At 59.5% G+C, this 15,718-nt stretch carries 4 protein-coding genes and 1 pseudogene; all 5 read left to right on the top strand.

Annotation, left to right across the window (positions count from 1 at the left end; genetic code table 11):
• Positions 1 to 39: 39 nt before the first annotated feature.
• A complete protein-coding gene (locus tag MWN76_RS07570) occupies positions 40 to 8,619 on the top strand; it encodes a GH36-type glycosyl hydrolase domain-containing protein (protein WP_250460738.1) in 8,580 nt (2,859 codons plus the stop codon).
• 128 nt (positions 8,620 to 8,747) lie between these two features.
• Positions 8,748 to 9,200, top strand: coding sequence for an Hsp20/alpha crystallin family protein (locus MWN76_RS07565; protein ID WP_250460735.1), 453 nt, complete (start codon positions 8,748 to 8,750; stop codon positions 9,198 to 9,200).
• Positions 9,201 to 9,304: 104 nt separating this feature from the next.
• Positions 9,305 to 9,640: pseudogene (locus tag MWN76_RS21275) on the top strand (TCP-1/cpn60 chaperonin family protein); the annotation flags it as partial.
• Positions 9,641 to 9,957: 317 nt separating this feature from the next.
• Positions 9,958 to 10,284, top strand: coding sequence for an AIR synthase-related protein (locus tag MWN76_RS21270; protein ID WP_425606608.1), 327 nt, complete (start codon positions 9,958 to 9,960; stop codon positions 10,282 to 10,284).
• 911 nt (positions 10,285 to 11,195) lie between these two features.
• Positions 11,196 to 15,718 (top strand): non-ribosomal peptide synthetase (locus MWN76_RS07555; RefSeq protein ID WP_250460733.1); only part of this gene is annotated, 4,523 nt, incomplete at its 3' end.

The raw sequence follows: 15,718 nt of genomic DNA, 5'->3' as shown, positions 1-15,718 counted from the left end.
CGTTGGAAAATGCTCCCGGGCATTCGCGGGCACGGTTTTTTGCGTCGCAAAAAACACTCACAGGGCGTGACGCTGGAAGCGGACAATCCGGACGCAACCCGGGACGAGCTACAACGTCAGCGGGATATTGCCACGCTCGCACAACGCCACCGGCATTTCCTCAACACTCGGCCCCGATACCCGCTCCGCTCACAGCTTGGACAGCTGGAACACTATTTCGAAGGTGTCTATCAACGACTCTCGGAGCGGGTCGAGGCCGGTGAAAAGGGCAATCGTAGCGAAGAGTGGCTTCTGGACAACCGCCACGTTGTCCAGGAGGCGCTGGAGCTCGTGCGGGAATCCCTGCCGCCGAGTTATCTCCGGCAATTGCCCAAAGTGGTGGACGAGAATGGCACTACGGATCTGCGATCCCGATGTCTGGCGGACGTGCTTGTCGGTCGGGTCATGCAGCCGCTGGATATGGAATCGGTACAGAATCTGGTAGGCATATACCAGAGCGAAACCACATTGACCACCGGCGAGCTCTGGGCTCTGCCCGCACTGATGCGACTGGGCTTGCTGGAGAGGCTGGTAGACCTGGCCGAAGAAGCGCTTGCTGCCCGGATAAGGGAAGAGCATGAGGGCGAGGAAGATAGCGACGAAGCTGCCGGAGTCGGCATTGCCAGTATCATAATCAGCCTGCGCGAGCTGCGTACGTACGACTGGCCAGGATTCGTGGAGTCCCTGAGCCACGTGCAGGCAATACTGGAAACGGATCCTGCGGGTGCTTACCGCAATATGGACTTTGAAACCCGGGACTGGTACCGGGGGGTTGTCGAAAGGCTGGCACGTGGCAGCAACTGCAGCGAACACCAGGTGGCCCAGCATGCGATTGACTTAAGCGAACAACAAGGGAGGGGCGACCGTGCGCGACATGTCGGCTACTACCTGGTGGGCGAGGGACAACAGGCGCTTGAAGGGGTGCTGCACTATCGGCCGGGCAACACCGAACGACTCCACAAATGGATACTGCAACGGGCATCGCGCGTCTATTTTTCCGCGTTGACGGCATTTTCTGTCCCACTGGCGATTGCATTTCTTGTGTGTCTGCTGGCAGGCGGCACCAATCCCGCTCTCGCACTGCTGGTGGTGGCTGTTGCTGCTGTGCCGCTCGTGGGAATGGCATTGGCGTTGGTCAACGGCCTGATCACCCACAGTCTGCCACCGCGCAAGCTTCCCAAACTCGATTTGGAGCAGGGAATTCCGGGCGAGTATCGCACCGCAGTCGTTATGCCGGTGTTGTTCGCCGACCTGGAAGACGTACAGAAGGTTCTCGAAACCCTGGAGATGAACTTCCTCAACAACGATGAGGATAACCTGATCTATGCAGTGTTGAGTGACTTTTCCGATGCCGATTCCCGCAGTCTATCCGTAGATAAAGGCCTGCTGCACCACACGCGCGGCGCGATTGAGGCATTGAACAGACGCTATGCCGACAGCGAGGGCAGGGCACCTTTCCTGCTCCTGCACCGGGAACGCCTGTGGAATCCGGCGGAAAACTGTTGGATGGGTTGGGAGCGGAAGCGTGGCAAGTTGATCGAATTTAACCGGCTGCTCGAAGGCGACGAAGAGACCGGCTTTGTACACACTTTCGGTGATCGGACACTACTGAATGATATCCGCTACGTCATTACCCTGGATGCCGATAGCCAGATGCCCCCCGGGACGGCTCGGTGCTTGATCGGCACCATTGCGCATCCGCTCAATCGCGCGGAATCCGGGGAAGATCGGGAACGGGTGGTTTCCGGCTACGGCTTTCTGCAACCGCGCCTGGAAACCGATCCGTCGTCTTCCGAAGAGACTGTCTTCAGCGAGATCTTCGCCGGTGACCGCAGCGTGGACCTCTATACCCATGCGGTCTCTGACGCGTATCAGGATCTGTTCGGCGAGGCAATTTTTGCCGGTAAGGGGATCTACGATCCCGAGGTCTTCTCCCGCACGTTGGCCGGTCAACTGCCGGACAATGCCATCCTGAGCCACGACCTGCTGGAGGGCGCAATCGGCGGCGCGGCACTGGTATCGGATACGATATTCTACGAGCAGTACCCGCCCAATGTTTTCGCCCTTTTGCGGCGCAATCACCGCTGGATCCGCGGCGACTGGCAACTGCTCCCCTGGTTGCGCAAGCGAGTGCCAGTAGCCGCGGGTAGCAAGGTACTGAATCCGCTCCCGCCGATCCACCGCTGGAAGATTGCCGATAATCTCCGTCGCAGTCTTGAAGCACCCAGCCTGTTGTTGCTGTTCCTGCTTGCCTGGAGCGGTTGGCTGCCCGGCAGCGCCTGGGCCTGGACACTGGGGCTGCTGCTGTTGTCCGCAGCACCGGTGTGGGTGGACCTGCTGTCATTACTGTGGCGCAGTATCGCCGACCTGCGACGCGCTCACCGGCACTTGCGTGGCAGCCCGGCAGCGCTGAAACAGCGTTCCCTGCACTGGCTTTTGACATTGGCGCTACTGCCGAGTCAGGCAATCAACGCACTGGACGCGGTTGCGCGCACCCTTTACCGGCTGACCATCTCACACCGACGACTGCTGGAGTGGACTTCGGCCGCCCATGTAAACCGCACCGTGGGCGCTGGCCTGAGCGCCTACGGAAGCTGGCGACAATTGTGGGTCTCGCCGGCGGTGGCAGCGCTGGCGACCCTGATATTGCTTGCCACAGCCCCCGGGAACCTGCTGGCCGCTGCTCCCTTGTTGCTGGCCTGGCTTTTCGCACCGCAACTGATTCACCACATCAATCGCCCCAAGCCAGTCGAGGAACCCGTGCTCACCGAGGAGGACCGCCGGGAACTGAGGATGCTGGCTCGGCGAACCTGGTTCTTCTTTGAGCATTTCATGGGGCCGGATGACCACTGGTTGCCGCCGGACAACTACCAGGAGGAACCCCTGGCAGTACTAGCGCGGCGCACTTCTCCCACCAACATCGGCCTGGGCCTGCTGGCCATTGTCAGCGCCTACGACTTTGGTTATCTGGACTTGTCGCTGCTATTGGCTCGACTGGATAATACGCTCGAGCGCATGCGCGGTCTGGAGCGCTATCGTGGCCACTTTCTCAACTGGTACGAAACCCGTGAGCTGCATCCGCTCAATCCACGCTATGTCTCCACCGTTGACAGCGGTAACCTGGCCGGCAGCCTGCTGACGCTGGCGCAGGCACTGGAAGCACTGCGCGTCACGCCGTTCAGTGGCCGACAACTGGTACAGGGAATTTTTGACACCCTCGATGTGGTGGCGGCAACCCTGGGCACGCCGGAACCGACGGAAACCCCGGCGGAAACCGCTGCGGTCATCGGCGCGATCCGACAGCTGCGCCAGCGGCTCGAACAGGAAGCGGAGCAGGGGCTCTGGTGGGAGCTCATCGATGCGCTCTTTGAGCGGGAAGTGCCGGCACTTCAGGCGCAGGTGCTGGAACTGATTGAACAGGATGACAGGAATTTCAGTGCCGAGGCACTCGCGCGCCTGCGGCACTGGCTCGATGAACTGCACCGGCAGTCGGTTGCAGCGCGCCGCTATCAGGAAAGCCTGGAACCGTGGCAGAGATTGATCCAATCCCCACCCGCGGCTTATCTGCAGGAGCGGGCCCCGCTGGCGCAGGCCTTCCAGTCCCTGGTGGCACTGCTGCGGGCACCTGTCACACTGGCGACCCTGAAAGAGACCTGCGCCCAGGCGGAGCGCAGGCTTTCAGAATTGCGGGGTGCCCTCGATACCGTGCCGGAAGACCAACGTGATGACACCCGGGCCTGGAATGACAAACTCGGCGATGCACTCGAAACGGCGCGCCGGAAGGCGGATGACTATAGTGGCGAGCTGATGCGGCTTGCGACCCGCGCACGCCAGTGGGTGGAGGAAATGGATTTCGCCTTTCTCTATGACCCGGATCGCCACCTGTTCCATATCGGCTACAACGTTACCGACGCGGCGCTGGATCCCAATTATTACGACCTGCTGGCCTCCGAATCCCGCCTGACCGGTTTCCTGGCCATTGCCAAGGGCGATATACCCGCGCGCCATTGGCGCCACCTGGAGCGCCCTTTCAGGCGGTTGCATCACCGGGTAATGCTGATGTCCTGGAGCGCAACACTGTTCGAATACCTGATGCCGCGGCTGCTGATGGAAACGCCGCACAACAGCCTGATCGGCCGCGCCTGCCGCAATGCCATCGATGTACACCGGGAATTTACCGGCGGTTTCGGTCTGCCCTGGGGGATTGCCGAGTCCGGCTACTATGAACTGGACAGCCACCTGCACTACCAATACCGCGCCTTCGGGGTTCCGGGAATCGGTTTTCGTCGCGACCTGGGTGATCGCATCGTGGTTGCCCCTTACGCATCGATGATGGCACTGCCTTTCGCGGCTTCCGCGGTGATGGAAAATTTGCGTCAGTTGCGTGCCCACGGCGGTTATGGCCGTTTCGGTCTCTACGAGGCGATCGATTTCGGTCGCACTGCCAAACCGGCCCCGCGCCGGGCGCGCACGGTGCGCTCCTATATGAGCCACCACCAGGGCATGATCCTGCTGGCCCTGAACAATTTCCTGCACGGCGATATCATGTTGCGGCGTTTTCACAGCGACGTGCGTGTGGCGGGCCTGTCACCGCTGCTGTATGAGCGCCTGCCCGCGGCACCGCCCGCACTCAGGCCGTGGAAGCGCCCCGGTGTGATGCGTAGCTTCCATGCGGAAGTGGCACTGGAGAGTTGGTGGGCCGAATTGCAGCGTCCCTTCCCGCAATACAACCTGCTGTCCAACGGTCATCTGACCCTGGTGCAGGCGGCCGATGGCGCCGGTGGCTGCCATTGGGACAATATTGCTGTCACCCGCTGGCAGCCGGATCCCACCCGCCACCAGTGGGGCCACTGGAGTTATGTGCGCGACCTGGAGAGTGGCGAACTTTTCTCCGTCGGTCTGGCACCTTGCGGCGGCGATGCCCGCCGTTGCAAGGCGAACTTTTCCCCCCAGGGGGTGGAATTGCAGCGCCGCGAATCGGACCTGTTCTGCCGTTTGCACACGGCGGTCAGTTCGCAACACGATGTCCAGGTACGGCGCCTGGTCATCAAGAACGAGAGCGATCGGAAGCGCCATCTGCTGCTGGCCGATTTTGCCGAGGTGGTATTGGCACCGGAGCGCGAAGACCAGCGACACCCGGCTTTCGCCAAACTGTTTGTGGAAAGCCAGTACCTGGCCGAAGAACAGGTGATGCTGTATCGGCGCAGGCCCCGCGGCAGCAATGAAAAGCCCATTTACCTTGCCCACTGCGTGGTTGGACAGCCGGGAATCTGGCATAAGCTGGCCTGGGAAACCGACCGCAGCCGCTTCCTGGGCCGCGGCGGATCCCCGGCGAGGCCGCAGGCGCTGCAGGACGGCCTGGCCGGATTCACCGGTACTACCGGCCCGGTGCTCGACCCGGTGATCGCCTCGGCCCTGGAGGTGACAGTAGCGCCGCAATCGGAAATCGAAATCCTCTACCTGACCGGTGTGAGTAAATCCCGGCGCGAACTGTTGTCGACGCTGCGCTACTACCACTCGCGGCCCAAGGCCCACTGGGTGTTTGACCTGGCGCGGATGCAATCGGAGCAGGAGTTGCGCAATCTGCATATTGCCGCCGGCGACATGCGCTGGATGACAGACCTGCTTTCGGCAGTGCTGGCACCGGTCAGCGGCCTGCGGGCGCCTTCCCGCGTCCTCGCCCGTAGCCGTCATATCCAGCCCGGTCTCTGGAGCCGCGGCATCTCCGGCGACAACCCGATACTGCTGGTGCAGATCCGCGAGGAGCAGGATATCGGCTTTGCCGAGCCGATCCTGCAGGCGCATACACTCTGGTGCGGCCGCGGTCTGCCGGTGGACCTGGTAATCATCGACGAGGAATCCGCCGGCTATGCCCAGCAGACCCGCGACCGCCTGCAGGAAATGATCGACGATATCCGCGGCCGCACGCTGCGCAAGCTGGCCGGCTCGGTCATCATGGTACCGGGGCAGGAACTGCCCGGGGTCGAGCGTATCCGCTTGCTGGCTGCGGCCCGGGTGGTACTGGATTCCGATGCCGGCTCGGTTGCGACCCAGCTCGAGCGCGGCGCTGCCAGCCTGCAGTCACAGCTACAGCCGCTGCCGCCGTTTGTACCGGTGCGCCCGGACGAGGGCGTCTCACAGTCGACACCGGAACTGCAGCGCCCGGCGGATCTGCTGTTCGACAATGGTCTCGGCGGTTTCTCCGCGGATGGCCGCGAATACATCCTGCACCTGGAGCCGGGGCAGCGCCCGCCGGCCCCGTGGGTCAATGTGATTGCCAACCCGGGCTTCGGCTGCCTGGTTTCCGAAGGCGGTTCCTGCTGTACCTGGAGCGGCAACAGCGGCGAGCACCGGCTGACGGCCTGGAACAACGACCCGGTGCGCGATCCCAGCGGCGAAGTGCTTTACCTGCGCGACGAAGAGACGGCCGAAGTCTGGACGCCGACACCGGCGCCGCGCCCGGCCGCGGCCGCCTGCCAGGTACGCCATGGCGCCGGCTACAGTGAATTTCGCCACAACAGCCATGGTCTGGAGCAAGCGTTGCGCTTTTATGCGGACCGGGAGGCACCGGTAAAAATCGCGCGCCTGACGCTGAAAAACTGCTGGGACAGACCGCGGCGCCTCACCGCCACTTACTACGTGGAGTGGGTCCAGGGGCTGGTGCGCGCGGCCAGTTGGCCCTACCTGGTGTGTGAATTCGAATCCGATAGCAATGCCTTGCTGGCTCGCAACGCGTTTGTGCCCGACGCCAACCCCGGCGTCGCCTTCCTGACCGCCAGTCTGCCGCCACACGGACTGACCACCGACCGTCACGAATTCCTCGGCAGGGCGGGCGGTCTGGCCGCGCCCGAGGCCCTGTTCCGCATCGGGCTGTCCGGGCGGGTGCAGTGCGGTGGCGACCCCTGTGCCGCTTACCAGGTTCATATCGACCTGGGTGTCGGTGAAACCCAGCAGGTCTATTTTGTGATGGGCGAGGGCAGTGACCGCACACAGGCGCTGGAGCTGGCGAAGCAGTTCCGTGCCCCTGAAAAAGCCGAACAGGCCCGCGAGATCTTCGAGCAGTTCTGGGAAGACTATCTCGGCAGCGTGCAGATTGCGGTACCGGACAAGGCGACGGAAATCCTGGTTAACCGCTGGCTGCCATACCAGACGTTGGCCTGTCGCCTGTGGGGCCGCAGCGGATTTTACCAATCCAGCGGCGCCTTCGGCTTTCGCGACCAGTTGCAGGACGTACAGGCACTGTTGTGGACTCATCCCGAATGGACCCGCGACCATATACTGCGGGCGGCCTCGCGCCAGTTTCAGGATGGTGATGTATTGCACTGGTGGCACGAGGAACCGCTGCGCGGTGTGCGCACCCGATGTTCCGATGACTTGCTGTGGCTGCCTTTGGTCACAGCACAGTATATCCGCACCACCGGTGACTACGGCATCCTGAACGAACCGGTTAGCTACCTGCAGGGCGCGCCACTGGCGCGGGATGAGCACGAGCGCTACGCGGAATTTGATACCGCCGATGAATCCGGCTCTCTCTACGAACACTGCTGCCGCGCGATCGAGCGCGCCAGCGCCGTGGGGCCGCACGGATTGCCGGTGATCGGCAACGGCGACTGGAACGATGGCTTCAACCGCATCAGTACCACCGGGCGCGGCGAAAGCGTATGGATGGGCTGGTTTCTGCTGCGCGTATGCCGCGACATGGCGCCGCTGTGCGATTACATCGGTGATCGGGCGCTGGCCGACTACTATCGGGAACTGGGGGACAACTTTCGCCAGCAGGTGGAAAAAAATGGTTGGGACGGCGCCTGGTATCGGCGCGCCTACTACGATGACGGTACCCCGATCGGTTCCCGGGAGAGCGATGAGTGCCAGATTGATCTGATCGCACAGACCTGGTCGGTCTTGTCCCAGCAGGTGCCGACCGAAAGGGCACGTGAGGCAATCCACTCGGCCTACGAACATCTGGTGAATGAAGACGCCCGGCAGATACTGCTGTTGAAGCCAGCCTTCGACCGGACCAAGAAGGATCCCGGCTACATCAAGGGTTACCCGCCGGGCATCCGCGAAAACGGCGGCCAGTACACCCACGCCGCCACCTGGGCAGTCTGGGCGGCCGCCGGCTTGGGCCACAACGAACGCGCATGGCACCTGTTCAACCTGTTGAACCCGATCACGCACACCGAGACCGGTGCCGGTGTACAGCGCTACCGCACCGAACCCTATGTGTTAGCCGGCGATGTGTACGGCGTGCCACCTCACGTTGGCCGCGGCGGTTGGACCTGGTATTCCGGTGCTTCCGGATGGCTATATCGCGGGGCACTCGAAGCCTTGCTGGGGGCGAGAATCCTCGATGGTAACGCCCTGGAGATAAAACCCTGTCTGCCGGAATCCTGGAGCGAGTTCCGTTTATCGCTGCGCTTCCGGAGCAGCCGCTACGATATTGAGGTGTACAACTCCGGCGGGGGCTGCCGCGAAATCGAGACACTGACGGTAGATGGTCAATCGATTGAAGGCGATCGCGTTACACTGGTCGACGACGGCAAATGCCATCGCGTGCAATGGATATTCAAAAGTGCGTGAGAGTTCAGACAATACAGGCCCATTCTGGCGTAGGTCGGATCGTCAGATTTCCAATTATCCCGCTATAATTTTCCTGTCCATTTGCGCCGATCTGCGGCGCATTCTGTCACCGATCATGAGAGGAAAGTATGAAAGTTCCAGCCAGAAGACCTACCGACCTATGGCACCGTTTCCAGGAAGATTTCGACCAGTTGACCCGCAGCATGGGCGAGCGATGGCCGTCCCTTTTTGATGAGGAAGGCGAAATGGCGAGCCGTGAGTGGGCTCCATCTGTCGATGTGATCGAAGAAGATAACCAGTTCCTGGTCAAGGCCGACATTCCGGGTGTGGATCCAAAGGACATCGATATCACTTTGGATAACGGTAACCTGGTTATCCGAGGCGAACGCAGGTGGGAAAAGGAAGAGAAAAAAGAGGGCTATATGCGTAGCGAATGCTCCCATGGCATGTTCTATCGTCGCTTTAATTTGCCAGAGACCGCCGACCCGGAAAACATCTCCGCCAAAGGCGAGAATGGCGTCCTGACCCTGACAATCGGCAAGCGCGAAGTTTCCAAGCCCAAGCGGATTTCCATTCAGTAAAGACACAGGCAACTACCCGGCCCGGACAGGGGGTACCGTCACGGCGCATGCTTACCGGTGCACCCTGCGGATCAATGGCCAGCCAAAATCCATAGAGTGCGATCATGCCAGCCAGGGAAATCAGATTCGGAACCGACGCCCACACGAAGATTATCACCGGCGCAGTCAAGGCCACCCTCGGCCCCAAGGGCCGCAATGTCATCATCGAAAAGAGCTACGGCGCTCCCGTGATCACCAAGGGCGGCGTGTCCATTGCCCGGGAGGTCGAACTGGAAGACAAGTTCCAGAGCATGGGCGCACAGATGCTGAAGGAGGTCGCTGCCAAGACCTCCGAAGTGGCCGGTGATGGCACCACCACCGCCACGGTGCTGGCCCAGGCCATCATGCAGGAGGGGTTCAAGGCAGTGGTTTCGGGAATGAATCCTATGGATAGATCTCGCTGTAGCCTCTGCTGTTTATCGCCGAAGATATCGAGGGCGAAGCGCTGGCAACATTGGTGGTCAATGCCATGCGCGGCACCATGCATACCGCGGCGGTGAAGACACCGGGATTCGGCGAAAGCGCAAGGGAAACTATGGCTATAACGCACAGACAGAGCAATACGGCAACCTGATCGAAATGGGCATAATCGATCCTGCCAAGGTGGCGCACTCCGCACTACAGAACGCCTCCTCGATCGCGGGGCTGATGATTACCACCGCGGCGATGATCGCGGTCCTCCCGGAAGGGGAGGAGAGGATGCCGCTCAGCCACCGCACTGGTAAAGCTGGCTGAAAACGCACAGATGAAATTCATGGTATCGGAGTCAAAAATTCCAGTCTGCGAACCGGTGCGGGGTGCCTGTGAGTTGCTGGGACTTGATCCGCTGTATGTAGCCAGTGAAGGGCGTTTTATTGCTCTGGTAGCACCCCAGCAGGCTGAACTCGCAGTCGCTGTGCTTAAGAGGAGCAAGTGTTGTGAATCAAGTCAGGTCATTGGTGTTGTTAGCAGCGCAAATATACCAGAAGTAACGCTTCGAACCACCCTGGGATTGGAACGTATACTCCACCGTCTTCCTGGTGAGCAACTGCCACGTATCTGTTGATACTGCATTAGTATTCGAAATACTCAGACAAGAACGGTCGCATTGTCAAACTATCTTGAAAATTAAGTAAACATCCGCATTCTTAGAATGCGGATGTTTACTTCATAGCTCAAGGAGGGTTGGTAAATGGCCGGGATTAATTGGTAGTATTTTCTTGATGCTGCCGTCGCAGGTATCGCTGGGATTACAGCCAGCTTATAGAGCCATCGCCATATATGACAGGAAAAATGGTAAGGACCTTTGGGTGGTTTCCTTCATGGCCTAAAATTGGCGCGAATTTCTTCTCGTTATATCTTGTCACAGTAAAAATATCATTTGATTTGTGGTTTGATTATCCATTAATGTCTCAGATAGGAAGGCGCGAGTTTTGGTATTTCGTCTACTCGAATAATTTTGATAATATTGAAGTTTGGGGAATTCATGCATTCGCAGCATTTTTTTTCACGCACAGTCTCTTTTTTTGTGCTTGTTGGTTTCTCTCGATTCTCACCTCTAACACCGCGAACCAGCTTTCGATTGCTGGGCGCCACCTGCCTGCACACAGCCAACCCTATTCCTTGGAAGAGAGTTTCGTGTTCAGCATGTCATGGGTCAGGGCTTAATACCTGTTGAATATTCTGCAATGTACTGAACCGTTACTTCTGTGACTGCAGTGATAGGTAGTAGTGGACAGCTCTTCCCTGTGGCTTCAAGTTAACTCGAAGCTATCGATCCTCTTTATTTGCAGAACACATTTGCCATGCGATTGGGAAGGTTCGGACAAGCAGTCTCAATGCCGAAGCTTCTGACCTCGACAGTAATGCCTCTTCATTATTGTTGAAATAGTCCAGTGGGCCAGTGCCGCTGGGAGACAACGGAATAGTTCGTCTTAATGGAATGGCGGCGTTCGCGTATGCGTCAGGATAACAGGGATGTTTAGCTATATGCTTGAAAACCCGTTTGCGCTTTTTCATAAATCAGAATCGTCCGACACCACCGAAGATGACGCAGGTATTACCGCATCTGCTCAGCAGCATGGCATATGGATCCACAGCCAGTTGGACGGTGAGCAGGATCTCTACAATCTGGTCTATTCGCGCCATTTCGAGCATTCTCTCGACGATGAAGCCGCACGCAGAGCTGTCGACGAGATTGTCCGCCGCCATACCGCATTGAGGGTACGATTCCGTATCGTCGAAGGCGTGCTGAAGCAGGATCTGCTCACCGATGTCGTGGTCCCCTGGGTTCGACTGAAGCTGGACGAGCTGGATCCGGAACAACAGCAGTTGCATCTCGCGGAACGCCTGTCCCTTGCGCAAACGGATCCTTTCGATCTCGCCACTGGACCGATGCTCAGAATCGAACACCTCATGGTGGGTGAGCAACGCAGCGTGCTCGTGTTGTCGGTTCACCATATCTGTTTCGATGCACAGTCGATGACAGTGTTTGAACGTGAGTTCGACGCGCTTTACGAGGCGTTTGCAGCGCAGCGCCCCTGCGGCCTTCCTCCACTGTCAATGAGTTATTTTGACTATTGTCGTGCACAGGAATCGCAGATCAAGGGACAGGAGTTCCAGTGTCAGTTGAATTACTGGCGTGACCATCTAGACGACTTGCCCGCGGTACACGGCCTCCCCGTGAATGCCACCCGACGCAAAGGACTGGGACATCGTGGCGGCATGCATTCCGCGGTGTTTCGCCGGGATCTGTCGTGTCGACTCAGGGCGTTGTCTGCATCGTTTGGCACTTCGCTGTTCAATGTCGTCCATGCCCTGTTTTCTGTGTTGATTGCCCGCCATGCCAACAGCACGGATGTGGTTATCGGCGTACCATTCGGTAAACGTACCAGCGCTGATGGCAGTGGTGCTGCACTGGAAAGTCTGGTCGGGCAGTTCGCAGACCCTGTGGTATTGCGCATAGATTGCCACGAAGACTTGAGTTTCACCGAACTCGTAGCCGCAGTCCGCGAAGCGAGTATTGCAGCCATGATCAATGGCGATGTCCCATTCATCTCGCTGGTGAACGAGTTGCACAAGGAGCGGGCCAGCCATGCCCCGCCACTTTTCCAGATCATGCTCAACATGATTGACGGTACGACACATGGCGGCGCTGGCCGCGGCGGGTTCGAGGTGGTGGTGTCCGAGCAGGCCAAATACGACTTGACGCTATACGTGGTCGAGACCGGCGACGACAGCATCGAATTTCATTTCAACTACAACGCCGACCTGTTCGAGGCCGCCTGGATCGCCACCCTGCAGCGACATCTTTTCCAGCTCGCTGAGTCCGCTATTGTCGACCCGGACCAGAACATCTATGCATTGCCAATGCTCGGTGCAGCTGAGGGGGCAAAGCTGTTGGCACTTGGGCAAGGCGAGGCTGCCGAGCCGACGCAGTTCCAGTCGTTGATTGCCCGGTTTGATGTACAGGCCCGGCGCACGCCGGACCGGGTTGCCGCAGTGGACGAGTATGAGTCGGTAACTTTCGCGGAGTTGGCTGCGCGGGTACGGCGGATCGCGGCGGCAATCCACGCGGTCTGCCCTGGGATGCGTGGCGACGGTGAGTTTCTGGTCGCCCTGCACGGACCGCGCAGTATCTCGACGATCGCCTCAATGCTGGGCGTGCTGAAGACCGCCAGCGCTTTCGTCTGCCTGGAGGGCGAGGCATCGCTAGCGCGCAATCGCATGATTCTTGAAGATTCCAGGCCGGCGTTGCTGCTTTGTGCCGATCCCTCTGTATGGGGTCACGTGCAATCTGGCCAGTTGACGGTGCTAGGCTTGGCGCAGGCTCTTGCCTTTGAGCCGGAAGAAGAGGACATCGGCTGCGACGCACACGCCGACCAGTTGATGTACGTGGTCTATACCTCTGGCTCCACGGGCTGCCCGAAGGGCGTCATGGTGGAGCATCGCCAGTTCGCCGGTTTCGTGCCAGGCTTTGCGCGGCAGTGCGAGGCCTTGGGAGTAGAGATGCCGGAGAGCTGGTTAATCAACCACGCGTTCACATTCGACCCCGTATTGATTGGCCTGGCGTTGCTGTGCTCCGGTACCCGAGTTGTGGTTCTGTCGGCGAAGCAGATGATGGAACCGGCTGAAATCCAACGCCTTATCGAGCAGCATCGGGTGCGCATATTCAAGACCACGCCACCGCTTGCTGTAGCATTGATTGAAGGTATATCGCAGGGCGAGTATGCGCCACATCTGATCATAGGCGGCGACGATACCTCCCCGCGAGCGCTGGAGCGACTGACCGAGTACTGCACGCGCTTTAACCGTAAGGTACTCAATGCATACGGGCCGACCGAGACAACAGTCAACTGCGCTTTTGACTTGCTTGACGGACGACAGGTCACTATTGGCCAGCCAATGCCGGGCTGTTCCGCCTACGTGTTGGGGAAGAGGCGTTCGCTGCTTCCGCACGGTAGCGTGGGCGAACTTTACATAGGAGGCGACTGCGTTGCGCGCGGCTATCTTGGCGCAGAGGCCCAGACTCGCGCAGCCTTCGTCGACAGTCCCTTCCCACCACATACGGGCAATCGTCTCTATCGTACCGGCGACTTCGTGCGATGGTTGGACGACGGGCGTTTGCAATTCGTGGGGCGCCGGGACAGTCAGGTGAAGGTGCGCGGCTATCGGGTAGAGGCAGGTGAAGTAGAGCAGGCGATTCTGGCGACCAGCCTGGTCGATGACGTCCGGGTGATATTCAGCCACCAGACCCAGCAACTGTTGGCCTATCTGATTCCGCCTGCGGATGCTTCCGGCGGTGAGCCCGAGGCGTTGGCAGAAAGTGTGAGGCAGGCACTGCGGGACCAGCTGCCGCCCTATATGCATCCGGCACGTTACAACAGTCTCCGAAACTGGCCGATGACACGCCATGGCAAACTCGACCGGAAATCCTTACTGAATCTGCCTGTACACGCGACCGCCGCCGACGCGGATGCAGATCGGGCCCCCGTTGGCGAAGTGGAACTCAGGCTGGCCGAGGTCTGGTCATCGCTGTTGGGCGTGCCGGCGCATTCCATTGGTGCAGACAGCTGCTTTTTCGAACTCGGCGGTCATTCGCTGATCGCGATGCAGCTGCGCAGCCGGCTGTACGAGTTGTTCGGTTGCATGTTGCAGGTGCGAGATATCCTTGATTACTCGCGCTTCAGAGATATTGCCGAGCAGATCCGTTCGCCCCTTGTGCCCGACAGTGTTTCTCGCATCACATCCGTGCCTGTCCCGGCAGCGGATGCTCGTGCATCGAACGGCGTGACCCGCTTTCCCGCGTCCTATAGCCAGAGTAAATTCTGGCTGGTTGACAATCTGAGCGAGAGCGGAAAGCGATTCAATATCGTGATGCGCATTGAGCTACCCGTTGATTACAGCCAAGATGTCGTTAGGCAGGCGCTGGACAACGTAGTAGCGCGGCACGAGGCACTGCGGACAAGCTTCGAATATGCCGACGGCCTGTGGCAGCTGGTCCATGCGCAGGGTCACTGCCCATTGCAGACGGTAGACCTGCGAGACAACGACAGCAGAGAGCGAGCGCGACGACTGGATGCACTGCTGGAGGCGGAGGATGAACTGGAGCATGACTTGGGCAACGGCCCGCTCATCAGGGCTACGCTGATCAAGCTGCCGGATTCCGGTCAACTGCTGGTCAATCTGCATCACATCGTGTCAGATGCCTGGTCCAACGAACAGTTGGCGGAGGAGGTTCGGGCGGCCTGCCGGGCATTGTCACAAGGGCAGCCTATTGAGTTGCCTTCTTTGCCGATCCAGTACCGCGATTATTCGGCCTGGCAACGCCAGGTCCTGCAGGAAAGGCTTCCGACACTGGAAGCATACTGGATGCAGCGCCTCGACGAGCTGCCGCTAGTGCATGGGTTGCCGCTGGACTATCCACGCCCGGCGAACCCGAGTTCAGCGGGCGCTTATCACTGGCAACTTATCGCCCCGGCACAGCACAAGCCGTTGTCTATGCTGTTCCTCAATCACAAGGCGACACTGTTTGCCGGTCTGCAAGCACTCTTCTCGGCGTTTCTTGCACGCTGGTCCGGGCAGTGCGATATCGTGCTGGGGACAGCCACTGCCAATCGCGAGCATCCCGATACGCGCCATCTGATTGGCGCATTCGTGGACACCGGCGTGGTACGCAGTGAGGTTCGTGGTGAGCACTCCTTCCTCGAGCATCTCGTCGCGGTACGCAAGAAGACCCTCGAAGACCAGGCGCATTTCGACATGCCGTTCGAGGTGTTGGTACATACGCTCAACCCGGAACGCAACAGCAGTTATAGTCCTTTGTTCCAGTTGGTGCTGAACCTAGTGTATTCGGACAGTGATATCGTCGGCCTCCAAGATGGGGGAAGGGAAGGCGAGGCCAGTCCGCCGTTCAATGTTAACTATGACCTGACGCTGTACGCCAAGCCCTCGGAGCGAGGATTGGAACTGACCTGGTGCTATGCCACCGAACTATTCAA

It is taken from the genome of Microbulbifer litoralis, assembly GCF_023634065.1.
GTDB lineage: Bacteria > Pseudomonadota > Gammaproteobacteria > Pseudomonadales > Cellvibrionaceae > Microbulbifer > Microbulbifer litoralis.
This window is presented reverse-complemented; position numbering and strand designations above follow the sequence as displayed.

What these genes read in the sequence shown, in the direction of transcription:
- MWN76_RS07565 (WP_250460735.1), top strand. Translation starts at nt 8,748, where the DNA reads ATGAAAGTTCCAGCCAGAAGACCTACCGACCTATGGCACCGTTTCCAG.